Source organism: Variovorax sp. PBL-E5, assembly GCF_901827185.1.
GTDB lineage: Bacteria > Pseudomonadota > Gammaproteobacteria > Burkholderiales > Burkholderiaceae_C > Variovorax.
Window position 1 is genome coordinate 121,628 of sequence record NZ_LR594672.1, and the last position, 25,525, is coordinate 147,152.

35 protein-coding genes are annotated in these 25,525 nt (G+C 62.1%); 15 read left to right on the forward strand and 20 right to left on the reverse strand.

Annotated features, from left to right (window positions below):
• Positions 1-81 precede the first annotated feature (81 nt).
• The 4 genes from WDLP6_RS28275 to WDLP6_RS28290 all read left to right on the forward strand — a co-directional run bounded on the left by WDLP6_RS28275 (position 82) and on the right by WDLP6_RS28290 (position 3,133).
• Positions 82-1,125, forward strand: coding sequence for a DUF262 domain-containing protein (locus WDLP6_RS28275; protein ID WP_068677207.1), 1,044 nt, complete (start codon positions 82-84; stop codon positions 1,123-1,125).
• Between the two features lie 117 nt (positions 1,126-1,242).
• Positions 1,243-2,334 carry a hypothetical protein gene (locus tag WDLP6_RS28280; protein WP_068677209.1) on the forward strand — a complete coding sequence of 364 codons (1,092 nt, stop codon included), beginning with the start codon at positions 1,243-1,245 and terminating at the stop codon, positions 2,332-2,334.
• A 122-nt stretch (positions 2,335-2,456) separates the two neighbouring features.
• Positions 2,457-2,771, forward strand: a complete 315-nt coding sequence (locus WDLP6_RS28285) for a hypothetical protein (RefSeq protein ID WP_068677211.1) — start codon at positions 2,457-2,459, stop codon at positions 2,769-2,771.
• Entirely contained in the window at positions 2,765-3,133 is a 369-nt protein-coding gene (locus WDLP6_RS28290) for a hypothetical protein (RefSeq protein ID WP_068677213.1), read from the forward strand. The genes WDLP6_RS28285 and WDLP6_RS28290 overlap by 7 nt, the downstream gene beginning before the upstream one ends.
• A 10-nt stretch (positions 3,134-3,143) precedes the next feature.
• Here the strand turns inward: WDLP6_RS28290 and WDLP6_RS28295 are convergent, their stop codons facing one another.
• The 6 genes from WDLP6_RS28295 to WDLP6_RS28320 form a co-directional block, all read right to left on the reverse strand.
• A complete protein-coding gene (locus WDLP6_RS28295; RefSeq protein WP_146039492.1) occupies positions 3,144-3,464 on the reverse strand; it encodes a hypothetical protein in 321 nt (106 codons plus the stop codon).
• 330 nt (positions 3,465-3,794) lie between these two features.
• The gene (locus WDLP6_RS28300) at positions 3,795-4,232 is read right to left on the reverse strand and encodes a hypothetical protein (RefSeq protein ID WP_102905917.1); all 438 of its coding nucleotides are present in this window, start codon (positions 4,230-4,232) and stop codon (positions 3,795-3,797) included.
• A gap of 64 nt (positions 4,233-4,296) precedes the next feature.
• Entirely contained in the window at positions 4,297-5,127 is an 831-nt protein-coding gene (locus WDLP6_RS28305; RefSeq protein ID WP_068677220.1) for an EAL domain-containing protein, read from the reverse strand.
• Between the two features lie 183 nt (positions 5,128-5,310).
• Positions 5,311-5,481: a hypothetical protein gene (locus WDLP6_RS28310; RefSeq protein WP_157103402.1), complete on the reverse strand. Its 171-nt coding sequence runs from the start codon at positions 5,479-5,481 to the stop codon at positions 5,311-5,313.
• Between the two features lie 102 nt (positions 5,482-5,583).
• Complete coding sequence (locus tag WDLP6_RS28315) at positions 5,584-7,266, reverse strand: ATP-binding protein (protein ID WP_068677222.1); 1,683 nt, start codon at positions 7,264-7,266, stop codon at positions 5,584-5,586.
• 273 nt (positions 7,267-7,539) lie between these two features.
• Positions 7,540-8,127 (reverse strand): hypothetical protein, encoded by a 588-nt coding sequence (locus tag WDLP6_RS28320; protein ID WP_162570749.1) that lies wholly within the window; start codon positions 8,125-8,127, stop codon positions 7,540-7,542.
• Positions 8,128-8,196: 69 nt separating this feature from the next.
• Between WDLP6_RS28320 and WDLP6_RS28325 the strand changes: the two genes are divergently transcribed.
• On the forward strand, positions 8,197-9,009 hold the full coding sequence (locus WDLP6_RS28325; protein ID WP_162570750.1) for a 5'-3' exonuclease: 813 nt from the start codon (positions 8,197-8,199) through the stop codon (positions 9,007-9,009).
• A gap of 79 nt (positions 9,010-9,088) precedes the next feature.
• Here the strand turns inward: WDLP6_RS28325 and WDLP6_RS28330 are convergent, their stop codons facing one another.
• The 4 genes from WDLP6_RS28330 to WDLP6_RS28345 form a co-directional block, all read right to left on the reverse strand.
• Positions 9,089-9,376 carry a hypothetical protein gene (locus WDLP6_RS28330; RefSeq protein ID WP_162595284.1) on the reverse strand — a complete coding sequence of 96 codons (288 nt, stop codon included), beginning with the start codon at positions 9,374-9,376 and terminating at the stop codon, positions 9,089-9,091.
• 347 nt (positions 9,377-9,723) lie between these two features.
• Positions 9,724-10,314 carry a hypothetical protein gene (locus tag WDLP6_RS28335; RefSeq protein ID WP_162570751.1) on the reverse strand — a complete coding sequence of 197 codons (591 nt, stop codon included), beginning with the start codon at positions 10,312-10,314 and terminating at the stop codon, positions 9,724-9,726.
• Between the two features lie 736 nt (positions 10,315-11,050).
• Positions 11,051-11,608: a hypothetical protein gene (locus tag WDLP6_RS28340; protein WP_162570752.1), complete on the reverse strand. Its 558-nt coding sequence runs from the start codon at positions 11,606-11,608 to the stop codon at positions 11,051-11,053.
• Between the two features lie 141 nt (positions 11,609-11,749).
• Positions 11,750-12,427 (reverse strand): hypothetical protein, encoded by a 678-nt coding sequence (locus WDLP6_RS28345; RefSeq protein WP_162570753.1) that lies wholly within the window; start codon positions 12,425-12,427, stop codon positions 11,750-11,752.
• Between the two features lie 210 nt (positions 12,428-12,637).
• Between WDLP6_RS28345 and WDLP6_RS28350 the strand changes: the two genes are divergently transcribed.
• Entirely contained in the window at positions 12,638-13,105 is a 468-nt protein-coding gene (locus WDLP6_RS28350; RefSeq protein WP_162570754.1) for a hypothetical protein, read from the forward strand.
• Positions 13,106-13,134: 29 nt separating this feature from the next.
• On the opposite strand, the gene WDLP6_RS28355 is transcribed toward WDLP6_RS28350, so the two are convergent.
• On the reverse strand, positions 13,135-13,803 hold the full coding sequence (locus WDLP6_RS28355; protein ID WP_162570755.1) for a hypothetical protein: 669 nt from the start codon (positions 13,801-13,803) through the stop codon (positions 13,135-13,137).
• A 135-nt stretch (positions 13,804-13,938) separates the two neighbouring features.
• On the opposite strand from WDLP6_RS28355, the gene WDLP6_RS28360 reads away from it, so the two are divergent.
• On the forward strand, positions 13,939-14,700 hold the full coding sequence (locus WDLP6_RS28360) for a hypothetical protein (RefSeq protein ID WP_162570756.1): 762 nt from the start codon (positions 13,939-13,941) through the stop codon (positions 14,698-14,700).
• A 45-nt stretch (positions 14,701-14,745) separates the two neighbouring features.
• On the opposite strand, the gene WDLP6_RS28365 is transcribed toward WDLP6_RS28360, so the two are convergent.
• Positions 14,746-15,258 (reverse strand): hypothetical protein, encoded by a 513-nt coding sequence (locus WDLP6_RS28365; RefSeq protein WP_162570757.1) that lies wholly within the window; start codon positions 15,256-15,258, stop codon positions 14,746-14,748.
• A gap of 258 nt (positions 15,259-15,516) precedes the next feature.
• Here WDLP6_RS28365 and WDLP6_RS28370 point away from each other — a divergent pair, with 258 nt between their 5' ends.
• A complete protein-coding gene (locus WDLP6_RS28370) occupies positions 15,517-15,894 on the forward strand; it encodes an HU family DNA-binding protein (protein WP_162570758.1) in 378 nt (125 codons plus the stop codon).
• Positions 15,895-16,022: 128 nt separating this feature from the next.
• On the opposite strand, the gene WDLP6_RS28375 is transcribed toward WDLP6_RS28370, so the two are convergent.
• Entirely contained in the window at positions 16,023-16,370 is a 348-nt protein-coding gene (locus WDLP6_RS28375; protein ID WP_162570759.1) for a hypothetical protein, read from the reverse strand.
• A 104-nt stretch (positions 16,371-16,474) separates the two neighbouring features.
• On the opposite strand from WDLP6_RS28375, the gene WDLP6_RS28380 reads away from it, so the two are divergent.
• The gene (locus tag WDLP6_RS28380) at positions 16,475-16,939 is read left to right on the forward strand and encodes an FKBP-type peptidyl-prolyl cis-trans isomerase (protein ID WP_162570760.1); all 465 of its coding nucleotides are present in this window, start codon (positions 16,475-16,477) and stop codon (positions 16,937-16,939) included.
• 92 nt (positions 16,940-17,031) lie between these two features.
• On the opposite strand, the gene WDLP6_RS28385 is transcribed toward WDLP6_RS28380, so the two are convergent.
• On the reverse strand, positions 17,032-17,628 hold the full coding sequence (locus WDLP6_RS28385) for an NUDIX hydrolase (protein WP_068677247.1): 597 nt from the start codon (positions 17,626-17,628) through the stop codon (positions 17,032-17,034).
• A 155-nt stretch (positions 17,629-17,783) separates the two neighbouring features.
• Between WDLP6_RS28385 and WDLP6_RS28390 the strand changes: the two genes are divergently transcribed.
• The 6 genes from WDLP6_RS28390 to WDLP6_RS28415 all read left to right on the forward strand — a co-directional run bounded on the left by WDLP6_RS28390 (position 17,784) and on the right by WDLP6_RS28415 (position 20,729).
• Positions 17,784-18,245 carry a CYTH domain-containing protein gene (locus tag WDLP6_RS28390; protein ID WP_068677249.1) on the forward strand — a complete coding sequence of 154 codons (462 nt, stop codon included), beginning with the start codon at positions 17,784-17,786 and terminating at the stop codon, positions 18,243-18,245.
• 43 nt (positions 18,246-18,288) lie between these two features.
• Complete coding sequence (locus WDLP6_RS28395) at positions 18,289-18,768, forward strand: hypothetical protein (RefSeq protein WP_162570761.1); 480 nt, start codon at positions 18,289-18,291, stop codon at positions 18,766-18,768.
• 41 nt (positions 18,769-18,809) lie between these two features.
• Positions 18,810-19,070 (forward strand): hypothetical protein, encoded by a 261-nt coding sequence (locus WDLP6_RS28400; RefSeq protein ID WP_162570762.1) that lies wholly within the window; start codon positions 18,810-18,812, stop codon positions 19,068-19,070.
• Between the two features lie 104 nt (positions 19,071-19,174).
• Positions 19,175-19,690 carry a hypothetical protein gene (locus WDLP6_RS28405; RefSeq protein ID WP_068677256.1) on the forward strand — a complete coding sequence of 172 codons (516 nt, stop codon included), beginning with the start codon at positions 19,175-19,177 and terminating at the stop codon, positions 19,688-19,690.
• Positions 19,691-20,030: 340 nt separating this feature from the next.
• A complete protein-coding gene (locus WDLP6_RS28410) occupies positions 20,031-20,366 on the forward strand; it encodes a hypothetical protein (protein ID WP_068677259.1) in 336 nt (111 codons plus the stop codon).
• Between the two features lie 114 nt (positions 20,367-20,480).
• Entirely contained in the window at positions 20,481-20,729 is a 249-nt protein-coding gene (locus WDLP6_RS28415) for a hypothetical protein (RefSeq protein WP_146039495.1), read from the forward strand.
• Between the two features lie 67 nt (positions 20,730-20,796).
• Here WDLP6_RS28415 and WDLP6_RS28420 read toward each other — a convergent pair whose 3' ends face one another.
• From WDLP6_RS28420 to WDLP6_RS28445, 6 genes are all read right to left on the reverse strand, one after another.
• Entirely contained in the window at positions 20,797-21,507 is a 711-nt protein-coding gene (locus tag WDLP6_RS28420; protein ID WP_162570763.1) for a hypothetical protein, read from the reverse strand.
• A gap of 121 nt (positions 21,508-21,628) precedes the next feature.
• A complete protein-coding gene (locus WDLP6_RS28425; protein ID WP_162577749.1) occupies positions 21,629-22,198 on the reverse strand; it encodes a hypothetical protein in 570 nt (189 codons plus the stop codon).
• Positions 22,199-22,391: 193 nt separating this feature from the next.
• Entirely contained in the window at positions 22,392-22,823 is a 432-nt protein-coding gene (locus WDLP6_RS28430) for a hypothetical protein (RefSeq protein WP_162570765.1), read from the reverse strand.
• Positions 22,824-23,725: 902 nt separating this feature from the next.
• The gene (locus WDLP6_RS28435; protein WP_162570766.1) at positions 23,726-24,265 is read right to left on the reverse strand and encodes a hypothetical protein; all 540 of its coding nucleotides are present in this window, start codon (positions 24,263-24,265) and stop codon (positions 23,726-23,728) included.
• Positions 24,266-24,377: 112 nt separating this feature from the next.
• Positions 24,378-24,764, reverse strand: coding sequence for a hypothetical protein (locus WDLP6_RS28440; RefSeq protein ID WP_162570767.1), 387 nt, complete (start codon positions 24,762-24,764; stop codon positions 24,378-24,380).
• A gap of 76 nt (positions 24,765-24,840) precedes the next feature.
• Positions 24,841-25,476, reverse strand: a complete 636-nt coding sequence (locus WDLP6_RS28445; RefSeq protein WP_162570768.1) for a hypothetical protein — start codon at positions 25,474-25,476, stop codon at positions 24,841-24,843.
• Between the last annotated feature and the right edge of the window lie 49 nt (positions 25,477-25,525).

Sequence of the window (25,525 nt, forward strand, 5' to 3'; positions counted from 1 at the left end):
TCTTCTTGAGGGTCCACCCGAGGATGTCGTCGTGCGCCATCCCTATAGGCCTTACAGGCAACTGCAAGTTCTAGGAGAACCATGAGGAATAGAGACGATTTTCAAGATGGCGCGCCGTCGCGCCAGGGCTTCTACGAGGTATTGCTGCAGGACGAGACGACCACCATCGCAGAGTGGCGCCAGCGCGACAAGCGTATCGGCAAGACCTGGTGGGAGCACCGTAGCGAGCATCCCTCGATTGCGAAAACTCCGCAACCGCTAACCCGGGTGAAGGGCTACCGGAAGGCATCCGCCCAGGCCATCGAGCAGGCTTTGCATAGGGAGCTTACCGAAGCCGAGCAAGTCGAGGTTGCTTACAGGAAGCTCCGTGGAAGCAATTTGGACCGGCTGGCCGTGCGCATGCCGGTTGTAGAGCGCCGCCGTCTGCGACTTGGCATGGCCGTTACATTCGGCGCCTTGCCAGAATGTGTTGTGGTCGGGCTGCATGAGGACGACGAGTACGTGACGATTCGCTACCGCAACCTCAAGCGTGAAAGCGGGCAAATGGTGGGCGCCGGCTTTGAATACCTGACGTCGCACTGGCTGGAGGTCTTTGAGACGGCCGCCGAAAAGGGTACGTCCGTCTGCCGCCCGTCGCTCCTGGAGCGGACGGTCTTTAGCAATGGCGACCTTCTGGGGTTGGTAAGCCGCGTGGGGCATTTCGGCGTCGATGATTCGCCCGACTACCAACGCGGCTACGCTTGGACCGCTGACGACAAGGACAGGTATCTCGATTCCCTGTTCTGCGGTCGTGACCTTGGCCGATTCATCTTCGTGAACTACGGATACACCAGGCCGGCGGAGGTCTTTGACGGCAAGCAGCGCTTGAGCACGCTCATGGAGCTTGTGCAAAGTCGCAGGGCATACAAGGGCATCTACTGGCACGAAATGCTGAAGCGTGAGCGCAGGCATGTCGAGTCCCGCGTCGTCCAGGTCGCGGAGGTTCCTGCCTCGAAGGCATCGCGCGCGGAGCTACTCCAGATGTTCTTGGACGTGAATGCCGCCGGCGTTCCGCAGACCGAGGAGCATCTGAACCATGTTCGGCGCCTGCTTGAGGCTGAACAGAGGAACGCGTCAGCCAACTGATTGAGCATCGGCCACCGGAGGAAATCTCCGGTGGCCGTTCCTTTGGGTCATCTCGCTAGACAGGAGATGGTCAACGGGCTCGGCTGAAGGCTCGGCCAAAAACAAAGGAACTGAACAATGGGAAGCTTTTACGTAGCTGATATCACCTCTGGGCGCGTACTGACGGGCGACGAGCCTGTCGTGGGATTTCTGGTCGCCTCACGGGGCCACCGGTACCCTCTCGACAAGAATCCGAACGATTCAATCATCTACCCGGCTGCTCGCTTCGAACTTGCATCACTGCCGGTATTCGGCACCTATTACGACTATGGCCGAATGGCTGTCGAAGACGAGGCCCAAGTCGGCGTTCGGCTCGCCCTGGCGATGACCGGAACCACGAAATGGGACGACCTGCTGAAGCGCGGGTTGGACTCTGACGAAGGGGTCCAGGTTGGCGGGGCTAAGCGGGCCTATGGGCTTGCGCTCATGCACCGAGACAGCTACGAGCACTTGGTGGCGAGCGGCGCCGGGCGGGTTGGCAGCAAGGTAGAGCTCGCCGCTCAGAAGGCGGGGGATGTCGAGCGCATGGTCGCTCTAGCCAACCTCTACTTCGGGAAGTTGGCTGAAATGAGGGCCATGGACCCGGCGGCCCGGGGAACCAAAGAGTTCTACGGCTCATTTGATGCCGTGAATGAGTTGGCGGGAATTGCGGGCCTGCACGGCGACTGGGCTGTGGAAGACGTACCTGACATGGCGAACGGGAAAAGCATCCCTGTGCCACCGGTGGCGTCGTACCTCACCAGTGGGCAAGGCGAAGGCCGGGCCGCGGATGAGCTGAAGACAGTCTTGCGTGCCGTGGGGCTGTGGAACCTCGGACAGGCGCAGGAAAAGGAACGCTCAACCCTGGGGGAGGTTCCACGCTATCGCGACTATGTGGCTGCGATGTGGGAGATGCAGCGGTTGATGTCTGCCATGGAAGTCAACGAGCTCTCCTTCGCGCCCAGCATGCTGGCTGGGCAGCAATCGAACCACGACGCGGTTTGTGCACGTGAGCTCGCGAGCGTTCGCAGTCAATCGAAGGCTCAGATTGCGTACTTGCGCGACTACGGAGGTCCGCGGGACGTGGCTGCCGTCTTGTCGCGAATTCGGGCACTCAAGGAGTTGGCGGCTGAGCTGGAGGCGCTGCTCTCTGACGTCTCGGCTGCCGCGGACGTGGACACGGGCGCGTAGCACCCTGCCAACTGATTGAAGGCCCGCGCACTCTGCTGCGCGGGCCTTTTTCTCGCCTGTTCCCTTGGCCGGCTGCAGGAATAAGTCCGTTCGCTAAAGGTGGTTGACTCTGGAGCTGCCCAATGCAAAAACTCTTTCTTACCCTGGCCATCGTGCTTTCCGCGACGGCCGCCCACGCTGACACCCTCGAAGTGAAGGTTGATGGGCTGAACTGCGCGCTTTGCTCGGACCAGATGCGGGCGTCCCTGCTAAAGGCAGCGGACGCGACTGCAATCGAGCCTAAACTGGAGTGCGGCGTCATCTTCCTGGAGACCGAGAAGTCGCCAGTGGCCACGGAAGCGGCGCTTGGCTGGACGCTGACAAGCCACGGGTTCAACTTGAAGAGCGTCGAGCGTTCGCGCAAGACGCTTGAAGAGGTCCGGAACCTAAAATGCTGAACCGTGAAGGCGCTACGGTCGCCTGGCTAACGCTTCTTACCAGCAGCTCGACCCTGGTCTGCTGCGCTCTGCCGGCAGTCCTTGTGAGCCTCGGCGCGGGCGCCAGCCTGGCGTCGCTTTTAACGGTCTTCCCTCAGCTCATCTGGATTTCCAAGCACAAGGCGCTCGTATTTGGCCTTTCGGCTGCGATGCTGCTCGTCGCGGGCTACTTCCAGGCCAAGCCGGCCTCATGCCCGGCTGACAGACGGCTGGCGGCAGCTTGCGTTCGCCAAAAGCTGATTTCGAGGGTGGTGTACGGCCTTGCGGTGGCCGCCTACGCGACCGGCGTGTTCTTCGCTTTCGTCCTGCCGCACCTGTTGTAGTCGACTTCGCCTAGCGGAGCACCGAGTGGTCCGCCTCAGCGGTGGCCATCTCCTGGTCGAACGCGGCATCGAACGTAGGATACAGGCGGTCTCCGACCCGAAAGCCTGCGTGCTCGGTAGACGTGGCTTCGGCCAGCGCCCTCAGCCTGTCATAGCGTGCAGCTTTCGCCAGCAACTCCATCAGCGATGCGTCGGCGAGCAAGCCACCAGCTCCGGTTGCCTCGACTTTCCCGATGAAGGATTCGGCCCTGCTCTGCAGCTCTCGCAGCTCAGGTGTCCAGCGCGGGGCGTGGATGGTTAGCTGGAAAGTCAGCTGTTTGAGCAGGGCCACGGGTGTGTCCGGGCCAGTGCCGGCGGGGAACGAAGCAAGATGGGTCATGCCCCGTGTAGCGCCCGGCCAGGTGCTGTCGCGCGAAGATTCGTGAGCGCAAGGGCAGCCGAGCAAACGGCGAAACGGGCCGCGGGCGGTCCTCCGGCGGGGTCGGCCTTACCCGCCCGGCCTAGGAGAGGGCGCTCCAAACATCAGCGGCCATGGCGCGGCCAAACCCCAAAAAGGCGACCAGAGTAAGTAAACACTTCAATGCAAAGTAAACGGGCCACCAGGACGCGCGCCAAATGATGCCCGGCACGCGGCGCCAAGTTATTCGCAGGCCGTTGACGGTCACGGCTTCGCGGCGGCCTTCCTGGCCCAGAGGGAAACGGCTGCACGACGCTCAGGCGTGTTCGCAATGCGAGCCGCGAGCGTGGTGCTCGATGCCGCGTCCAGCGCGCTTGCCGCGCCCGCAAGGTCCGATGCCTGGGAAGGGGTGGGCCCTTGGCCGCGGGAGCCCGCAATCATGCCTTGGGTGTATTTGGCTGCGTAGGCTGCCGCTTGCGGCCGCGCACCGTCGAAGTTAATAGCGATGAGGCGGTCGATTTCGTCCCGAATGCCATTGGCATTTGCATCCGGTCCCAGAAGCGCACGCTCTGCGGACGTCATCGAACCCAGGGCGGGGTGGTTCGACATTTCCGGCACTACGCCTTTTACGTAGTCGTCGCCGGTGGCGGCACATGCGCTCAGAATGATGGCGGCGCCAAGCGCAAGGAGGATGGTCTTCATTTTCATGCTTCCTAAATTGATTTGCCTAAATAGCATTTTAGCACAAACGCGGCAGTGCCGCACTCTAAAACGGTTTGCCAGTCCGCTCTATAGCAAATCGCTCGCTTCGCTCAAGCATTTGTCGGGTCGGAGAATTGGCCACGAGGCGGCCGCTTTCAAAGGCGGTGAGCAAGGCATCGGGGGCCAGTGCCTTGGAGACAAGCCACCCCTGCCCGTAGTCCCCGCCTAAGCCCGTGAGCACATCGAGCTGCTCTTGGGTTTCGATGCCCTCGGCGACAGTGGCCAAGCCGTTCGCTTTCGCTAGGCCTGTGACGAACTGAACGATAGAGCGGTCCCTAGCGCTTTCCATGATGTGATTGACGAAACTGCGGTCAATTTTGAGCACGGCGAGCGGCAAGCGCTGGAAACTGGCCAGGTTGGATGACCCAGTCCCAAAATCGTCGAGCGCAACCCGGGCTCCGACTCTGGCCAGCCAATTCAGTGCCGCTGCCGCTCGCTCAGCGTCGGCGATGGAAACGCTTTCTGTAATCTCGAGCAGTACACGACCGGGCTCAATTCCGGTATCCGTGATGGCCGCCAGGACGCTGTCCGCGTACGCGTCATCCTGCAGCTGCACCGGGGAGACGTTGACGGAGACGTAGTTGAGGCGCAAGCCTCCCTCATCCCACAGCAGGAGCTGCCTCGCGGCCTCCCGAAGCGCCCAGTCCCCGAGGGTTGTGATGAAGCCTGTGGCTTCCGCGACCGGCAGAAAATCATCAGGCGGGACTAGCCTCTCCGGCTGCTGCCACCTTACCAGCGCCTCCACACCGATGACCCTCCGGGTCGAGAGAACGAAGATGGGCTGGTAGTGGAGAACGAACTGGCCGTTAGCCAAGGCCGCTTCGAGGGCGGCCATATCGGGAGAGGCGGCGCCGGGTGCGGAGGATGCTGTCATTCCCAGTGAAGCGACCGCGTTGGTGTGCGCTCAGTGCGCGAGCGGCAGATAGGGTCCCGGCTCAAGCCGCCTGGGGGAGAGCGGAAAAAAAAGTCCACCGAACGGTGGACTGATGAATCATCTGCAATGGAGGCCGGGAAGCCCTCAATGCAGTATCTGTTGGCGGGCCCACTCCTTGACGACAAAATGGAAGGGCATTTCTTGCCACCCACGCTCGTAGGCGAAGGCCACCATACGGTCGAAGTCGACGCTCGTGAAAGAGGCGGATTCGCGCGGCTGGGCGACCGGACGCGCTTGAACTGCTTGCTGGGTCATGAGGATTCCTATCGGGGAGAGTTGATTGCCTTTCCCGTGTAGGAACAACCGCCCGCCAGGCCAGAAAAAAGCGTCCACTCAATAGAGCGGACGCTTAGCGAATCAGAATGCGAGGCTGAGCTGTGCCTTCGCCGCAGGATGGTCTTCAGTTGCCTTCTTCCGGCCGACGCTTGTGGGCTTTGCCGGCCGGGCGGGCAGCGAAATGCCACCGCGCTTCGCCAACCGCAAGTAGAGGGAGTTGACCTCTTCTGCGAGCTTCAACAACTTCCCGCCCTGGTACTGGACAATGTCGTGATGCTTTGAAAGGAACACCAAGTCATGTTCATGACTTTCCAAGTCGGCACTGTCGTGGCAGTACTCGTGGGTCAGCGTTAGAAGAAGCTCAAAGCAACCCGCGACGCCCCTGGCCATCGCCTTCTGAAGTTCCTTGCGGCCCATCACGATATAGCTGGCGCCGTCGGTCCACGCAAGCGCCACATCCGACTCACCCGACTGAAGCTCGCGCATGCCGGAGCTGCGCTCACCCGTCAGAAACCATTGGTGGAACTTCTCATGCTTCTGGCGCAACGCCGTGAGCATGCAAAGCTCCTCCACCGGCAATTCCTCGTCAGCCGTGACCAGGTACGTTTCGGTGCACCCTAGTGCAAGCGACTCAAGGCTTGCCGTCAGGTGACGGAGGTCCATCTTGGTCCTGTCCTCGATGATGCCAAGCAGGTCGTCCAGCGAATGGACCCTGAAACGCGAGAGCGTCTCTTCCGCCAGCACAAAGGCCTTCCCTTCCCGGTGCAGCTTGTTTCCGATGCGACCGTGGCTGCCGCGGGCGACCGCCAGCCGCGAGGCATTAGAGAGGTCGGTCAACGAGCAGTGGCGGCCAGTCGCATCAGTGAAGAGCTTCACGTCGCGCAGCTCGAGTTCCTTGTCGGGGGGCAGGGTGCCATAGCTCCACTCTCGTGCCAGGAAGTCTCGCTCTTCCTTCGTCAGCGACACCTTGGACGCAACCTTGTTGAGGCCGTACGTCTTCATGTGTTTTGCAATGCGGCGCCAGACTTCGCACTTGTGGCGAAGAATGTCGTTGCGCGCGAAGTTGACTTCAAGGGCCTGCTTCGAAACCACTAGGCCCCCAGTCCCGAACTCGTAGTTCGGAAACTTGCAAACCAGAACGCCCATGTTGTAGACCAGCAGGTCACCGGTCCGGACGATTTTGATGTACGCGTCGTCCGTTTCGGTGTCCCACTTCTGGTCTTTCACGTTGCGGCTGATTTCGCGGCCGTTCAACGTCACGGGAATCTCTGCAAAGCGCACGAGCTCAGAGAACTCGCGCACAACCTCGTCGAGAGCCGCTGCGCTCAGTGCCTCGTAGAGCTTCGCGTCGATGCGGCAGCCCTTCGATGTCGGAAGATTCTCGGTCAATTTGTAGCCGAGGTTCGGCTGCCCGATGATGTCGACCTCCATCTTGAAGGTGCCCGTGCGCCAGGTGTTGACCCCGAATGAATAGAGTTGTCCTCTGCCCATGCGGAAACGGCCGAACCGGGCGTCGCCGTCCTTGTGGGGCGTGCCGAAGGTTTCGAACCACTTGATGATTTCGTCCTTGGACTGAAAGCCGCGGCCGTTGTCCCGAAGCGTGAAGCTTGCTTCGCCGAGCTTGATGCTCACGCGGGTTGCGCCGGCGTCGACAGAGTTCATGACGCCTTCGAGAAGCGCCTTGCCCAGTGTTCCTGCCTGGGATTGGATGACCGATACGAGGATGTTGCGGTCCACCGCGAAGTCACGATTTTCGGAAGTCATGTGTCTTGAGGCCCCGAAGGGCTGTAGTTTGTCCTGGTGCGTGTAGCGAAAAGGACAAGGGCGCCTCAGTAAAAGCGCGTCCCCCGGAGCGGGGTCGGTGAATGCCGCCTGCGCGGCGAGGCCTGCCTTGTTACCGCGACGAGGCGCGGGTACAGCGGGGGGGGAAATATTCGACCGGCCACACAGTTCTTGTGGGGCCGCTTTTCTTATCGAAAGGGCACGCGTGTCCAAAGAAAAAGGGCCCGCGACGGTGTGCGGGCCCTGAAGGAGTGGTTAGCGAATTAGGCCTAGGGCGGACTTTTCGGCATCGGTGAGCTTTTCCAGGCCCCTTTTTCGATGCTCCTGGCGTTCGAGCTCGGCTTGGCGCAGGCGCTCCTGCTCGGCGAGGTATTCGTCGAACCAGGTGATGGCGCGGTCCAGGGCCGCGTCAATCTGCTCGAACTCGCAGGCCGCGGTGCCCGATTCGGCGTGCACGTTCGCGCGGCCGCCGGTCGACTCCAGGTGGAAGGACTGTGCCACGGCATCCACGCGGAAGTCGTCAAACCACCAGCTATACGCGTCGCGAAAGCCGGTGTGGTCGCGTGCCAGGAGGGAAAGCCGCAGGGCCTTCGCCCAGATTCGCAGCCACCAGACTGGGCGCTCGGTCTCGAAGCGCCCGATTCGTTCGGCTTCAGCCGCGGCTTCGGCGGCCTTGCGCTGGACCAGCGCGGCACTCCGTTCTGCAGCCGTGGGCTTGGGCTTTAGGGGCGCCTTGGCCTCGAGGAGAGTCTTGGAGGATGTCATTTGGTCGTTCTTTCGTTGGGTTGTCCTGATGCCCCCTGTAGCTATCGCATGGTCAATGGTGGAGCCGAGATGCACCACGCCTATATCCGCGCCTCCCGTGGCTGACTCGCTACACGCTCCAGGACCTGTTATCAGAAAGAGGCATCAATGGAAGACTACGAACAACCCCCTGAGGAAAAGCTCCTCCTCATCGACGGACTGAACATCGTACGGCGCGTCTACGAAGCCATTCCGGCCGACGATTCGCCTGAGAAGGCCCAAGGCGCACTGCGCTCGTCGCTGGCTTCCTTCAGGCGCGCACTGAGCGAGCACCGGCCAAGCCACGTACTTGCCCCGTTCGATTTCGGCGGTCGCACCTGGCGGCACGACCTGTACCCAGCCTATCGGCAGAAGCGAAAGCCGATGCCCCAGGACCTCCGAGCGGCGCTGCCTGAGTTCCGCGAGCGCATCAAGGACATCGGCATCCATTCAATCTCGGTCGAAGGTGTCGAGGCGGATGACGTCATCGGCACAGTCGGCGGCCTTTGGGCCAAGAGAAAGCCCGGTGCTGAACTCGTGGTGGTGTCCAACGACAAGGACATGACCATCATGCTCGCACAGGGCGCCCGAATCCGGGACCACTTCAAGCCGGAGTGGCGTGACGCCGCCTGGGTCAAGGCCAAGTTCTTCGTGCCGCCCGAGTTGGTTCATGACGTGCTGGCGTTGACGGGCGACGATTCGGACGATGTGCCAGGCGTCCCCGACGTTGGGGCGACGACGGCGGGCCAATGGATTGCCAAGTACGGTGGCCTGGAGAACCTACTGGCTGCGGCAGGCGAACTGAAAGGCAAGCGCGCCGAGAACCTTCGCGCGCACGTCGACCAGGTTCGCCTGTCCCGGAAGCTCGTTGCGTTCAAGACAGACATCTCGCTCGGCCTGACCTGGAACCAGCTGCGCTACCAAGTTCCGGTAGCGGCCTGAACTTTCCATCATTCCTGCTGCCCCGCTGAAAGTCGGGGCAGCCATTTTTTTTGGCTAAAACGCTTCGCTATTTTTGGAACTACATCTCGCGGAGGAGACAGTGTCGAATCGTCATGCCCAGAGCCGGCGTGCGTTCGTGGAGTTGGCCCGGAATCGCGGCTACGACCTTGAGCGCAACGGGCACAACTACGCTAACAAACTGACGAACGATGCCTTCGGGATGTACGAAGCGGGCTGCCGACAGCAGTCCCCGGTATAAGAAGCCGGCCCCTGGACCGCTGCGCAAGCAAACGACGGCCCGGTATTCATCCAGAGCGACGACTTCACCCATGACGCCCGACTGAGCATCTCTGGAGACTTTGGGCATGACCGGGTTCGATTTGCGTATGCGGAGGAGCTGGCTCGCCGGCTCAATCGCGCCAGCGGCCAAACTGTTCAGCTGGACGGTGAAGTACCGTACGAAAGGCTTCGAGCCTATTTCCTCGCGCTCGCACGCGTGCTCGACGCCCTTGGCTTAGACGAGAGCCAAACCCTCCGCTACGCGCCGGAGTGCATAGCAGCCTCGGTTTCCGCCGCGCTGGAAGCCCGAGGCATCGCGCCAAATCAACGACTTTCCTAGCGGCCCGTCGGACGCTCGGCCTCCTGGAGCTTCGTAGCCTACGGCAAAGTGCCCCCTGCACGTGAGCGAGGGGGCACGGTTCGCAGAGATGTCTGTCAGAGTTGCTCGATACCGGCAAGCTTCCAGGTTCCCCCGCCCGAGGGTTTCAGGAAGTGCCAGACCTCTTCGATGACTTCAGAGGGGTCATCCCCCTCGGCGATTTCCGCCTTGAAGTGGATGCTGCCAGTGAAGGACGCCGCCGAGCTTACGAAGTCGAGCACACGATTGCCCCGGACGCTCACGGCGAGAACTTTGGTACGCGGCGCTTCGTTCCGTTCATTGATGCTCGAGACAAAGTACTGCAGTAAGTCACCATCGTCGCTCAACGCTGCCAGTTCTTCCAGGTCACCTCGGTTGTTGGCGTCCTGCACGCGTCGAAACAGCTCCGGGGCTTCCCGCAGCAGTTCGGACTGTGCGTCGGCCGACGGCGCAGCAGTCGCGCGGGGGCTAGGCGTCGTCGCCAGCGCTGGGTCGCTGCCGGCCTTGTTCGTCCCGGCTTGACCCGCCGGCTGGTTGCCGCGGTCTCGCTTCACCAGACTGCGCAGGAGGAAGAAAGCGCCAACCACGACCAGCAAGGCCAGGAGCAGGCCACCGAGCATGCTCGCGGGCGCAGGCTTTTCTGTTTGTGACGTGGGTGGGTTGTTCACGGCGGCCGATGTAGCCCGAGGCGCCCGTTCGGAATAGCCCCCCGCCTCGGGGGCCTCGTGCTTCCGATTCGAGCTTCGTGCACCTGGGGTGTCTGGGTGGGTGTCGACGTGGGAGCGGGGTCTCGGTTGTCCGCCATCGCGTAGCCCGCGACACCGGCAAGGGCGGCGGCGCCCGCAATCTGGGCCCCGCTCCAACCGCGGCGTGGCGCTTCCTGGGTGGCCGGCCGAGCGTAGTTTCCGGCGGAGCCTCCGCCCGCCGAACCGCCACCCGCCGTGAGGGGCGTGCCCTCGCGCCGCGGCACATTGCTTCCGATGATGCTATTCCCGTTGCCCGTCGGCTGTGTAGCAGGCACCTCAGTGGCTCGCGAGTATGAGCGGGCAGGCTCAGCGGGCCGCGAGCGCGCCTCGCGCATGGCTTCGGAGCGCCGCAACCCTACCGACGCTCCGCCACCCGCGCGGACCGGCGCCCTCGCGGGAGTTGCGGTGACACTGCGGGAGGACGTAAATGATGACTTCGAACCGGACGGGCTGCCGGCGCGGGCATCTGCGGGCAGCGAAACTGCCAGCATGGCGAGGGTGGCCAACACGGCGGCGAGAGTTTTCAGCTTCAGCATTTGGAGGCTCCTCGGAATCGAAGCGGGTACGCGTTGTGACTGGAATAGAGACGGCGCTGTAGCCGCATCAGCCCGGAAGAAAACGCCTTCCCGGGCGAGAAGGCACGGGAAGGCGATAGGAATCAGCGGCCTGCCGGTTGGGCTGCCGCGCGCTCTACGAAGCGGTACGACTCGGTCAAAAACTCGAGGGCCGTTCTGCCACCGCCAAGACCGCCCAATTGGCTGCAAAGGTGATGGTCATAGACGATGCCCGCAGCGCAGGCCGATGCCGCTTGCTTGAAATCGCGCGCGAGCCACCCGTCCAGAACCCAGCGGATGAAGTGCGGAGCGAGGACCCGGTCCAAGGCCTTTGGGTCGATTTCCGGGCTGAGCGAGCTCAACTCGTCGTAGAACCGTATCGGCGCGCCATGGTCTTGGCCAGAACGGGGTACGGCCAAGATTGCCGGCTCAAGTGGCGGCGGAGGCTCCCCTGAAAAATCCGGAGAACCTTCCAGCAGGAAGGAAGCGAAGGCAACGTCTGCGGTGTGTTCGACTGCGCAGACGAAGTCGCGAGGGTGCCAGTTGCGCGCAATCCAGTGCGTGTACGTCGCGTGAAGCTGAATTCTCAGCTCTCGCAGTTCCGCTGCCGGGTTGGCCAGGTTGTCGTCGCCGTAAAAGCGCTTTGGGGCTTGGGTGGGCATGGGTTGTCTTGTATGAGTGGTCCTGGTTCGTCTAGCAAGCAGGCTCAGGCCATTCCTTGCGCCCGCCCCTAAGGCCGTGCGGAGCTTGCTGGTAAAAAAAAAGGGGGCCGCGAAGGCCCCTCTTGAGTGAACCGGGAGGGCTCAACGCTGGGTCAGCTGGTCGACCTTTGGCACGGCCCCGATTTCCGGCTGGCCTTCCACGTATTCGACTTTGGCACCCGTTGCCGATTCCACGCTGCGCGCCATGTCGAGGATGGTCTTGTTGGTCCACTCCTCTGGAGTACCAATTGCGCTTGCCACGGCGTCCCGCGCCAGGCCGCTCAGCCCGCCGCTCGCCTTCTGGAACACGGCATACATGTTCAGCTCGTAGCCATCCTTGTATCGATAGATGCAGGTGTACAGGGTCAGGTTGTCGGACCCCGAGACGCTGCGATTGGCACGCGACGTCCAGACGGCGCCGTCGCACTTGGCAACGCGTGGAATGGAGGCGCCGGCGCCCCCCTGCATGGCCATGATTGCGCCCAGCGAGGTCCCGCCCAGTGCCGCGGCAGGGTCGACGAGCTGGAAGCGACCGGCCGTCTCGGGGACCTTGGCGCCCATCTGCAAGGGACGGTTTTGCACCACCGAGTTCGTGTTGCGGGCCAAGCCGTCGGCGGTAGCCTTGATGACGGCGTCCGGGGTTGCGCGGGTCTTCACTTGGAACACGTGGTAGTGCTCCACGGTTTCGTGGCGCTTCGCAAGGGTGGAGTTGACCGAGCCGCAGCCGGCGAGGATGAGGACAGCAGCGACTGCGACGGTGACATGAATGGATTTTTGCATTTTAGATTGCCTGTTTCTAAGGGGAGGTGGTACGCGAGCGCAGCGCCGCCTTAGAAGCATTTTAGCATCAGCAGTATCGAGGCGCAAGCTGTTGGCGTTTTAGATGCTGCGAGTATGTCGTTTAGCCAGTCGAGCGCCCCCAGGGCGATTCCCTCGCCGGCCCCGAATGGTGGCTACACAGGGCAGGACTACTTTAGGGAGCTACTGCCCATGCCAATGCATGTTCTTGCCTACCACGCGACGGTTGCGCGCGAGGATTTCCCCCGCTTCGAACTCAGCGATGACGTTGGCTACCATTTCGGCTCGAAGGATACGGCTAACCGCAGGTTGGAGCACCTCCTACAGGGAGGCGACGAGGACGACCTCGAGGGCGCGCGCATTCTCCCGTGCCTCCTCACGATGCAAAGCCCTTTGCGCATGGCTGACTGCCATACGTGGAGCCTCAACAACGTCATCCCGGCGTTGAGGAACGCAGGTGTCATCTCGGCGGAGCAGAGTGATGCGCTGTGGGACGAAGGCTATCTCGACCAGGCTGGCTTCCGAGCATTGCTCGAAGGCGCCGGCTATGACGCGGTCATCTACCGCAATGAAACCGAGGGCGGCGGGGATTCCTACCTGATGCTTGACGCTGACCGCATCGAGTTCGCCTTAACGAAAGCACCCGAGACCGACCGATGATTCGAGCCCTCCACCGGAGGGCTCTCTTTTTAGGCCGCTCGCCACGGCGCGTACTTGCCCCACACCGCGATGAACTCTCGGGAGCCATTGTGTGCGCGGGAGTACAGCCACGAGGGGTGGAGGAGCGTGTGAGGTAAGGACCAGATGGACTTGGCCCGGTGGACGTGTGTGTTCCCGATGACCACGTAGGTTTCGCAGTTGCGGATGATTTCCTCTTCGACTACGCCGTGCTCGTTTCCGCCGGCTTCGTGGCGGGCCGGGTCGTACTTGTGAGTGACCCATGAGGCAACCACCACCTTCGGCTTGAGCGCGCACACCGCGTCGACGGCGTCGTACTGCCTAACATTTGCCCCGTAGGCGATGACTGGCTGGCGCAGGGCGGCATAGTGCGCTCGGATGTGCGGCCATTGCTGCATGAGGTTGTCAGTGCCAATGATGCCGAGCGCATCGCTGAGGACACCCGTCCCTGCCCCAATCTCCAAGGCGGGCCTGTCACCAATCAACGCCTTCAGCCAAGCCACAAGCTCCAGCGTTGGCAGCCCGTATGCGGCGTGGCGGACGCCAAAAATAGCCCGCTCCTCAACCGTCGTCCCTTCATAAAATGCGGCCGGCATAACTTTGAGTCGGCCGCCTTCGTCAAGCACCAGTGGCGCGATGTCGCGAACTTTCGTCGGGTCCAGGGCGCGAGCCTCAATCATCGGGGTCTTTCAGGGGAGCAGCGGGCGTTGGGCCCAGGATTATCGCAAACCTGCCGGCCTCCGGCGGTGGCATGCGGGCTAAACGCGTGCCCTATCCTGTGAACAAACCCTATAGGCGTGCAGAGCGCCGGTTAAATGCGCGTACTTTCCAAATTCCGGGACTATTACGACAACGCTCAGGCCCTGGGCGCGGATAAGACACGGGTGTTCGTGCGAACGGCCGCACGCCAGCAGTTTGCGGAGGGAGCCGTTCCTGTTCCCTGGAATGGCCTCACCGCAGCGGGGATTCCGCGCCGTATCGAAATCGCTGACGGCAGTGTGGTCGCGCTCGACGCACTCCACATCCTCTTTGCCGGCAAGTTGTACCGTGGCCTCCGTGTCCGCCTATACGGGCGCCACCTGCGCGGCTACCGCCCGCCACGGGACCACGACTTGACCGACTGCTACGCCGTCGATGAACATGTCTTTTACAACGCGCCGGGGGCCATTGCCGACCTGAGCCGACATGTGCCGGAGAAGGAGCTGAAGGCAAAGGGGTGGCGCTCCAAGCGCACGCTTGCCGAGAAAGTCGGCGACTTTCTAGGCGAACAGGGTCGCACCGAACTCTTCGACTGGGCGGTCACCCAGCGTGTTGCCATCGCGGTCAAGGAGGCTGAGCGCAGGGGAGTTGGCGTTAGCCGGGTAAGCCTGACGCTGAACCCCGCGCTGGAAACGGTGGAGTTCTACCGGCTATTCGATGCCTATCAGGCCTATCAGGAGCTCGACATGTTCTGGGGCGGCGTACTGGCACCGGAATCGCGCCCCATGGTCGGCATTGCGGACAAGTACCGCATTGCGCAAGCTGGCTTCGACCAACTCAGCTTCCGCAAAAGTCCAACCAAGCGACATACGGGATGAGGTGCTCGTCGATGGGTGCCCCGACTTCAGCGCTTTACTTGTCGCCTAGTGCCGCGTGGCCCTGACCTGCGGAAGCAGGCTTGAGAACACGCCGGCCGTGTCCGACGTGGTGCCAGAAAAGAACGTCACTGCGCCAAACGTGTCCCCGCGGACCTTGCGCGGGTTCTTCACCAGAGGGGCGGTCCCAAGCCAGACGCCTTCGTTCGTCTCTACCGTGAAGGCCATCTGGCTCACGCGATAGGGGCTGTTGCCGACTGAGCCGTACTTATCCATGATGGCGTCGAAGTACTTGAGTTTTCGCTTCGGAAGGCCCCAGGAGTTGACCACGAGAACGACGAAGTCCGCGCTCATCAGCGATGCGACACGTCTGATGTGCTCCGCGGCTTGCGTCTTGGCCTGGTCTTCATCGGTAGGCAGCGGCACTTCAAACACTTCCCGGGACAAGGTGCTGCCCACTATGGCGAACGCCTGAGGTGCATTTCCGGCTTCGACGTCGATTCGTACTTTCTTGATAATTCCGTCGACCAGGTCGGCGAGCTCAGGTGGAAGCGGCTTCATTGTGGGAGGGGACGGGGCATGCAATGCGCCATTGTCGCCTCCGGCGGTGCCTTGGCGGGGGCAGGACTTCGGGCGGCACATCACGAACTCGGCCTTGGCCCAGAATTGCTCCTGCTAGAGGTGTCAGCGCAGCCACATCTTCCCGAGGCCTCTCTCTAGTGGGCTCCGAAGGTGGGATACACTCGCGCCGCTTGCAACTTCGCTTTAGAAGCTGCGCCGCCATAGGCAACATGGTGAACTATTCCAAGGAAAACTGAAATGAACCGTATCGAACTGGTCGAGAAGATTGCATCCACCCACGATGTGAGCAAGGCAGAGGCTGCGCGCATCGTCGAGACCTTCACCAGCGCCATCATCGGTGCCGTGAAGAAGGGAGAGCCTGTCCAAATCATCGGATTTGGCACGTTCAAGCAAGTCTCCCGCGCTGCTCGCTCTGGATTTAACCCGCGCCTGGGAGAGAAAATCAAGATTGCCGCGCAGAAGGTGCCGAAGTTCGTGCCGGGCGCCGCCTTCAAGGCCGCCATCGACCCGAAGGCCGCCAAGCGCAAGGCCGACAAGGTTGCTGCCACGCCGTTAGCCAAGAAGTCCGCGCCGGCGAAGAAGGCTGCAGCGCCCGCCAAGAAGGCGAAGAAGTAAGCTGAGAGCTTGGCTCTAGGAGGCGGCCCTACGGGGCCGTTTCTCATTGTTGGGCGGCCGCTGACGGGGGTGGCACCGTGCCATAAAAAAGCCTGGCATCTCGGAGGGAGAGCCAGGCTTGGAATCAATCAGCTATGTTCGGCCGTGGCCTTGAGGTTCTCGAACCAGCGAAGGACCGCGGTCCTGCTTCTCGGCGTTCGAGGGCGGAAGCCAACGTCGTCCTTGTGAGCATCCGAGAATGCCGACCAGAGGTCCGTGTCGACCAGGCGGCAGTCTGCCTGCTCTCCGAGCAGCCCGACCAATTCGGTCACTGTCGCCTCGTAGGCTGCGCGCGCGGACACAACCTTCGGATGCTTCCAGTCGTTGTTGACACCCTCGAGAGCGAAGGAGTCGTAGTAGGCGGCCCTAGCACGGTACTGGCGCAGCTGCGCATCTCGCGCCTCGGGCGTTGGCCCGGCAAAGTCTTCAGGTGTCATGGTTTGGGGGTGAGTGGTCCTCATTGGTATAGGCGCGCGGCTGAGCGCGCCTGACGTTTAAGGAGGGGAGCTATATCTCATCCAACGAACTGCCACCTTAGGCCATGGAACCGTTTACCTTCCTGCTCGCTTCCGCATTCTTCGCCACCTCGGCTCACGCTGCTCTACCGGCGGCCGAGGTTGTCGCCACCACAGCCACCGTGGTAGCCACTTCAGCTGCCCGCAAAGTCGAGACACTTCCTTCGGGGGTCAGGGTGCAGCACACCTTGAAGGGTGCCGGCGCCCACCCTACGGCCTCGGACACCGTAAAGGTGCACTATCGCGGCACCCTGCCGGACGGTTCGGAATTCGACAGCTCCCATAGGCGGGGCAAGCCCATCGCCCTTCCCTTGAGCCGCGTAGTCAAGTGCTGGACAGACGGCGTACAAACAATGCAGGTCGGAGGCAAGGCGACTCTAACTTGCCCCAGCGACACCGCCTATGGCCAGCGGGGGGTGCCCGGCAGCATTCCGCCAAACAGCGTGCTGAAGTTCGACATCGAGCTGCTCAGCATCGGTTCCGACCAATAGAGGGCGCTCCCAGGCGGGCGTCCTGTGGTGTGCTGGCTTCCCGGGGAATAGGAAAAACCCGCCAGGCGCATGTGCCAGGCGGGTTTCCACAATCAAGCTAGTGCTCGAGCTCTCGGGAGCATGCCGGCAGCGATGAGCGGCTGCACCTTCCGAGCCAGCCGTTGGTTGGTTTCGTCGGGGTCATTTGCGAACTCTGCCAAGTCAAGCCAGCGGCACGAGTGAACTTCCTCGATTTGAGGCACGGGGTCGTACGGCTCATCCACCATACCCAGGTAGACGAAGTCGTGGTGCCAGTGCTTGCCTTCGTTCTTGCGCTGCTGCGCGGCAATCGCGTGGGTGTTGATGTCCAGGGGGATGGGCGCGAGGCTCCAGGCCCCCGGGCAGTTGAGGTCTGTCACCCCAGTCTCTTCCTCAGCTTCGCGCAGCGCCGAGTCGAACAACGAGCAGGGCTGCTCAGCATGCCCGCCTGGCGGCAACCAGCGGTTGTAGGCTTTGTGGTGGATGACCAACACCCTGGCTCGGGTCTCGTCCAGAACGAGCATGCTGGAGGTCAGATGGCCCCGCATGTTCGAGCGAAGGAAAATGTCCCGGTCGTCGGCAAGCTGGGCCTGCAACGCACGGAGGCCGGCTGCTTCGTGCGGATTGCGCGCCAAATAGGCCTTCACCGTCTTCTTCACAGTCTCAATCAAAATCTCTCCTCATCATGTGTGTCCAAATTCGGTCCCCGGTAGAGGCTCTGCGACGCGGGCGCGCGGGAGGTCCAATACGAGGATTGATGGCTTTGCCAGTCCTCGCCTGTGTAGCTAAGTGCCATCGCTAGACCCCCGAACTGAAAGGATTTGTCATGGCCACTGAAATCGAACGAAAGTTTCTTGTGAGGGACCGCTCCGTGCTCTCGGGGCTGGCCGGGACCCATATTGGCCAGGGATATCTGGCTGACAACGGAATGACCGTTCGAGTGCGGGTCGCTGGCGACAAGGGATTTCTGACCCTCAAGAGCAACACCCAAGGGCTATCCCGCGCGGAATTTGAGTACCCCATCCCCCTCAGCGATGCCGAGGACCTCCTGAACGGCCATGCAAGCTTGGGCCGCCTCACGAAGGTGCGCTACCTCATCCCCGTCCGCGATGTGACCTTCGAGGTCGACGTCTTTGAGGGCGAACTGGACGGTTTGGTCGTCGCAGAAGTTGAGCTTGGGTCCGAGGAACAGGACTTTCCGCGGCCGGCATGGCTCGGCGACGAGGTCAGCCACGACCCCAGGTACCGGAATTCGGAGCTGGCGGTAAGTCGCCGGGTCCCAGCCTAGGCCTGATTCTCTACACGAGAGAGGACAACTTCCCTCTACCTCAATGGAACACAACGAAAGCCAGGTCGCGCGAGCTCTCCTGCTGCTGAAGGAGAACGCCGCGGCAGCGATGCTCGAGATGAATGTCATGGCCGACTACGAGCTCCAAAAGGACTTGAAGGCGGTCACCGAGAGCCTGGCCCGCCGGCTGATTGGCCCGGCAATTTACCCAAACGCGGCGTTCAACGACCAGCCGGAAGCGCTCGCCCGCTGCTTCTTGTTGGAGGACGAGCAACCCGACGCCTATGCCCACCTGGTGCGAGGCATCTGCGCCGAGGAATCCGAAGGCTTCCTTCAATGCTACGAAGGCTTGAAGCGCCTTGACGTTCTCGTGTGCGGCCTTGGCGACGACCACGACTACGCCTACAACCCTGAACAGGGTACGATTGAGGTGGATGCCCGGACGCCTACGGCGTACTACCTGACCCCCGCGAGATTTCTCACACTCTTGAAATCGAAGTTCAAGGAATCAAGGCAAGCCTGACGCTGGCCGCTCCCCAAAGAACCCCTTTTTTGCAGACAGATATGAAAAGCACACCGACTCCCCGCACCCACACTGCCCGCACGAAGGCCGAAGTCACCACGACGGTCGGTCCTTCGAAATACGAAGTCACGGTCCCCGCGGGGACGCGTTGCGCCAAGCTGGGCGGCGGCTCCGAACCCTGGGTGGTCGATGACCTCAGCTTCATTGAGAACAAGCAAGGCATCCTGTATTCGGACGCCGATATTTACGGCATTCGAATCGAGGAGGCCAACCTGGCCGACATCACCCCGATTGCTCGCTGAGCAAGCCTTCTACCGTAGATTCACGAGCCCCGCACTGCGGGGCTTTTTTCTTGGGCAGGTCGCGCGGCTACCTACACACGGCAGGACTACTTTCAGGAGAACCGATGTTCAGAATGCACTTGAGCGAAGAATGCCGCAGCAGGCTAGACCAGGAGGCTTCGGAGGCGAACCGCTTGTACCGGCTTACCAATCAGTGGCTCGCGTCCGCACTGCTGAAGCTGGCGCGTGAAGCCCGGAAAAGTACGACCCTCCGACCCGACGACTGCACCTACGATTCCAGCCTCGTTTGGGGCGTGGTGCCCGAGCTCGCGCGCAGGCTTGGGAGGGTGAAGCTTGAGGTCGCCGAAATCGATTGGGAAGTCAGGGACCTGACCAACTATGAGCTGCGATGCCGAATTGGCGCCACTCTCGGAAATGTGGCCGAGCGCAGTTCCGCTGCCTGGTTGCTGTTGACCAGAACGCCGGTGAACGGTAATCCCGTGGCGTATGGGGCCGACCGCCTGCAGCCAGGTGTAGTCGGGGACCGGCAAGACCGCCTTACGTGCGCTATCGCTGAGGTTGCTCGCTGTCGAGGCGTCGCCTACAGCGGCGTCTGGTCGCCGGCGCTGACCCCCGGCTGAAGGCCACTCTCGCAACATTCGGCCCCGCGGCATCCGCGGGGCTTTTTCTCGTCGCCCTGACCGCAGGTGTGGACGGTAAAACGCCCGCAGAAGCGGGCAGGGGAATGAGCGTGCTATTCGCGGCGCAATCCGATGAGCTTGGCCTAGTCCAGGGACGCAGTAGGCCCACGTCGCCAAGATGCTCGGTCAAGCCGCGGTAAAGGTCGTCGCGCGGGAGCTGTGAGGCCGAGGTGGTATCGCGGCCGTCGTTGGGCAGGCTCGGCCTCCCTAAAGCGCCTGCCTAAAGTGCCTGCCTAAAGTGCCTGCCTATACAGGTTTTGCACACACAAAGGACACAAGAATGAGCCACTTCGTCGCCATCCGCCCCCTCTCCGTTCCGATTGCAGCGTTCATGCAAGCGCCTGGGCCGGTGAAGATGGAAGAGGTACTCGCCGGTCCCATCCGCGCCCTCTACGAGGCCGGTCAAATCCGCGGCCCGGCAGAGATTCAGCTCCTCGACCTGACGTCTTCAGATGGCCGGCTCGCAGTAGACCAACTCAGTTTGGCAGCAAACGATGAGCTCGCCGTTCATGACGAGGAGTTTGCGGTGGCTGCGCAGACTGAAGTGCCCCCGAGCCCCAAACTGACGCCCGAGCCGCCCACCGCTGTAGTTCGCAAGCTCTCGTTGGTGCGCTGACAAGCCCTTTCGAAAGCCGACCTCGTGTCGGCTTTTCCCTGAGGCGATAAATGGCAGTGCTATTCCAAAGCTGGCGCGCCACCGTTGATGGCCCCTTTTGAGCAGCACCGCTTTATGAACAGAAATCTCCTCGCAGCAGCACTCCTGGCGATGACAGTCGCCCCAGCATTCGCCATGGGCGCCAATCGAAATGCCATCGTCCTCGTCGAAACCTCCGGCCCGCGATTCGAGGAGGCGAAGGCGCTCTGCAAGCGGGCAGGCCCGAACGTCAAGGACTGCGTACAGGCGAAACTGGTCGCAAGGGATGTGCTCGCGCTGGCCAGGGCACTAGTGCCTCACCCGCGGGCGCGGCAGCACCCCTAGCCCTCGGTCCCCGAGTCCATCGGACCCGGAAAAACGCCCCGCTCGACTTTCTGCGAGCGGGGCGAAATCATTTTGCCAATTCGGAATCGGCGGCGAGTGTTGCCTTAAGGACGTCCGGCTGCAGGCCAAGCGCTTCCAGCAAGCGGGCCGTGTGGTCGTAGGACGACGATTGCTGGCTTTCGAAGCCAAGTCGCTGGTAGTGGTGGAACGCGTCGTAGGCCTCAAGGTGGCGCTCGACCGTTGCGACGCCATCTTTCGCGCTGACCGCGGCAATGCCGAGCTGTCCTGTCTCTGACAACTTGACGTGGAACAGGCCGATGACGTGTCCGTTCTTCCTCATGAAGCTGTAATACTTCCCGAGCAGTTGCTTCCAAGGGCTATCCGTCGGCGCGTCGTAGCAATCCGCACAGAGCACGGTCCGCGAGTTCACGGGGATGTCGACGGCCTCCAGTTGCTGGCAGCGGGCGGCAAGCATTCGGGCCTGCGTCAGTTCCTCGTCTCGGCGTTCCGGCGGGAAGGAATAGTGTTCAACCGCAATGCCCTTCCAGTAGACGTTTCCGTCGGGTGCCTTGGTGAGGTGCGGCGCCAGATACGTCCGCTGCCAGGTTGCGTACGTCCCCTCGGTGACGTTCCTATGCATTGCCTCGAACAGCTCGACGGCTCTGCTGGTCAAACGGCCGTTGACCGCGCCTTCCAGCAGATGAAGGTCTGAAGGGCTCAGGTCGTCGCCGTCGTTGGTCTTCTGAAGAATGGCGATTGCCATGTCTGAGTGGGTCATGGGATGCTCCTGTAGATTTCCTGCGACGTGTAGGAAAGCGCTTCAGGGGCGGCCCGAAGGTTCGGCATTCATAGACAAAGAAAAGGCGAGCCCTGGGTCGGGCTAGCTCGAATGATTGTGGTCAACGCCTTGCTGGGGCGCGCTGCTCCACGTCCCAACGGCAAAGGGCGCTCATGGAGATGCAGCCCCTTGGGGCAGAGAAGTTTGCTGGGTCCAGGCGGTCGGCCCACCAGACCCCGTCGAACACATCGAGTTCCTCGACAATGCCGGTCAGCACCATGTCAACCGCCAGGTCATCAGAAACCTCTTGCCCCGTTACTTTGGCGAGGAGCGGGGTGGCGACGTCCATCTCGATGAGGTCCGTCGTGATGTTCTCCGCCCATTGCTCGATATCGTCGGCTTCGGCCCTAGCCTTGTCTTCGTCGGCGAAAAGGCAGTACCGCTTGTCGCCCACCTCGGGGTCGGTCCACTGCAACCTGTGCCTGGTTGCCCGTTGAAGCCAGCCGCGGCGGGTACCTTCCTGCGCGAGTTTATGTTGCTGGCTAGGGCCAAGGCGGCGGTAGTCGATGAAGCGGCCGGCGCTTCGGTCCTTGCGGCTCAGCACCCAGAGTGGCAGGCCACCAAGGCGCGCGATTTGCTCCCAGGCATCGGGGTGCTGAGACACGGAGAGCCCGGCGCCTTCGTAGCTCACGCCTCGAACGCCTTTGTCGACAGGGTTGAGGCTGCCTTGGTGCCAAAGCTTGCGAAAGCTCCGGCTCGGATAGGATGAGAGATTCATTGGTACGGGTAAGTTGTCCTTCCTCCTGTAGCTACGAGTGCGCTGACGCGGCCGCCCCAAGAGAAAGGCCGTCCACAGGGACGGCCCAATCAGGGTGCGGGCGGAGCTAAGCTTTCCATGCAGGAGAAAACTCGACCTCGTGAGCGAGCAGCTTTGCTGCCGTGATACCAACGACGGTTTGCAGGTCGTAGCCTTCCGTGCTGGTCCCGCCCACGTATGCGTGGCAGCTGTACCAGTGCTTGACCACGGTTTCGGATTCAGCGCCTTCACCATAGATGGCGTGAGAGCCCGAGACGAGTCCGACGTTTGACAGGAGTTCCCCGGTGAGGCGCCAATCGGTCGTCGGGGAATACGGGCCCCACTCGTGGTCGGTCAGCACCCGCGGAGGCTGCTGCGGGGGCACCGCATCAACGTCGATTTGCTTGTGACAAAGCAGCGCGATGGCCAGGTCGAGCTCTGGACCAGTCATGCTGTCCGGTTTAATACGAAGCAGGGCTTCGGCAGCTTGGCGACGCTGGGAAAGGGTGAGGATTTCCATGGATTTCCAGGTAGTTGGGTTCTGCCCTGTGTAGAAAACGGGCCCGCTTGCCGTGGGCGCAGGACTCGCCTCGGCTTAAGGGGCTACGGTGGGGAGGTCGTTTTGCGTTCGCGTCACCGCCATGCGCACGGTGCGGACATCAAGGTGCCGAGCCTTCAACTCCTCAAGGAAACTCAGTTGACGTTTCGGCGTGTAGATGCTCTGTCGGTCGCCTTCGGTGTACCGAGGCGTTGAGAAGAATCCCATGAGCATGCTCGAGTCGCACCGACGCGCCGGAAATCCCCAAGAGGTGCAAAGGTCCGGGCAGTCATACTCGACGCGGCCCCACCTGGCCAGCAGCTTTGCTTTCAGCTGTGGCACGGAACGAAGCCTCTTGGGGTGGGCAAACGGTGCGGACCGGAGGTGGACCGAAAAGGAGAACGTAGCGAGGTCGTATCCCCGCTGCGCGAGTTCGACCAAAAGCCCGGGCTCTGGCGACGGGTGCGGCGGGAGGAAGCTGAGAATCGTCACACGGGGTTCAAGTAGCGCACCCTTCAGGAAATCGAAGTCGCCGTCGCATATTCCCGCTCCCCGGTTAAACTCGATGTACGGTGTTCCGTCAGGACGGCGGCGCCTCCCTCGCGCAAGGAATTCACCTGGGCGAGGCCGGCACACAGCGGGTACCGCGTCACAAGCGCAGATGGCGGGCAGTGTCGTGGCGGGGGCGGGTAGGGCGGTCATTGCGTCAAGCGGCAAGCAGGTTTGTTCAGGCATTTCAGGCGAGCGCCGTCAGGCGGTCAGCGCGCAGGTGGGGCGCCACGTCGGCAAGCTCGCACCCAGGTCGTCTAGGTGCCGGATTTAGCGGAGCAGCGCTGCCGCAGGTGCACGACGAAGCACCCGGCGCGCACGGGCGAGGGGTCAGGCTAGTTGCGCTTCGGCTTCGGCGGAAAGCACTCTGCGAACCAGGCTTGCACCGGCTTCGACACCGCGAGCCAGCCCAGGCCGCCCATTGCGGGGCTGAGGACAACCAGAGCCAGCAGGCACCACAGCAGAAACGGCTGAAGGGGCTGCGCCGTTACCGTAGGGTCTCCCTTGGCCAAGAGCCGCAGCACTACGGCACCCGCGGACATTGCGAGCGCGATGACAACGATGAGGAGCGCCGGCACGGCACCCGACATTGCGGCGAACCAGGCGCGCTCTGCGGGCTGCATGGCTCGATTCTCCCGGCGAGCAAAGGTCACGTTGGCGGCACCGGAAAGGACGAAGAGCGACAGCAAGCCGGTGATTGCCCAGAAAACAGGTTTTCCGAAAGAGAGCAGGCCGTTGAGCCAGAAGCATGCGTACAAGACGGACAGCCCCGCGCCCGCTCCGGTCAGGAATGGGACAACCACCGGGGCGTGGGCTTGTAGCGCTCGTGCTGACAGACCCATGCGTTCACAAAGCTTCAGGAAAATAGAGGACATGAAGGCGTATAGCGCCTGGAGCTCAGCTTTTCTCTGTGCCTGAGGCAAAGGAAAGCGCCCTCCAAAGGGAGGGCGCGGAATGAGGCATGCTAGGCGTAGCCCGGGCTCCTTGTTACAACGCCGGACGTTGCGCGTAGTCGCTTAAATATCTGTCCATCAGCGCCAGGTGCTTGGCAGCAAGAACATAGGATTCATCCTCGGTGCGCGTGGATGGAATCAACTCGGTGCTGCCAGGGAAGCCCATCGGTGTGGCCACGAAAAAGTGCTGCGCGTTTGCATCGCTAGGCAGCAAATCGCCGTACACGGCGCCGAGCTGGTACACAGCGATATCGTAGATGTAGCACAGCAGACGGCTCAGCATTGCTTCTGGGCCGGCGCCCTTGAGCCCATTGAGGGCCCCCAGCAAGTCAGCGGTGCGCTTCGAGAACGCGTCGTCGCGAATCGCTTCCCAGATTTGCAGAAAGTTGGACTCGGCCAGGTTCGGAGGATTTTGGTTCATTGGTCAAAGGGTGGTTGTCCTTTGACGTGTAGCCAGGAGGGCTCCGCTCGCCCCATGTCGCGGCTTGACAGCCTGCTTACTGGCGGATGCTGCGGGCGTTCTTCTCTGGCGTCCCCGATAGAACGGCCTCGAGCGCGGGCCATTTTTTGCGTGCGGCTATCTCTTCTCTCCACAGTTGATGCACCATTTCTTCGACGGGGCGCAAAAGCAGTTGACGCTGCGGCATCTCGCCGAAGATGCCCCAGTAGCCCGTCTCGAGTACGCGCGTCGTGACAAAGTCCAGGTCGAAGGGTATGCCCACATAGGCGCACTCCTCCGGGTTCTCCCACGTCGGGTCGACGACGGTTCCGTCGTGGGTAACACACCAGGCGTGGGCTGTCGCCATGGCAGATAGCGCATAGCCCTCGACGTAGACAAACCTGTCGGGGAACTCTGTCGCAAGCTGGGCGGCGTTGCAGAAGCACTGCCTCTTCACGGCATTTCGCGCGATATCTCTCGGGTAGGGCGCCGCCTTGAAGACCTTGCCCCGATGCAGCACGTACACATACAGCATCGCACCAAACGTCGCAAAGGACTGCAGCTGAGCGCGCAGAGTGGCCTCGGCTGGCGTGAGGGAGGAGGGCCAGTGCTCGAAGAAGGCTGCGGCAGTTGCATGCCGGCTGGCTACTTCGTCAATCTGCTGGTCGGCATCTGGGGCGGTTTGGTGGGGCATGAAGGGTCGTTGCACTGGACCCCTTATTCTGCCTTGCCTGAATTACGTC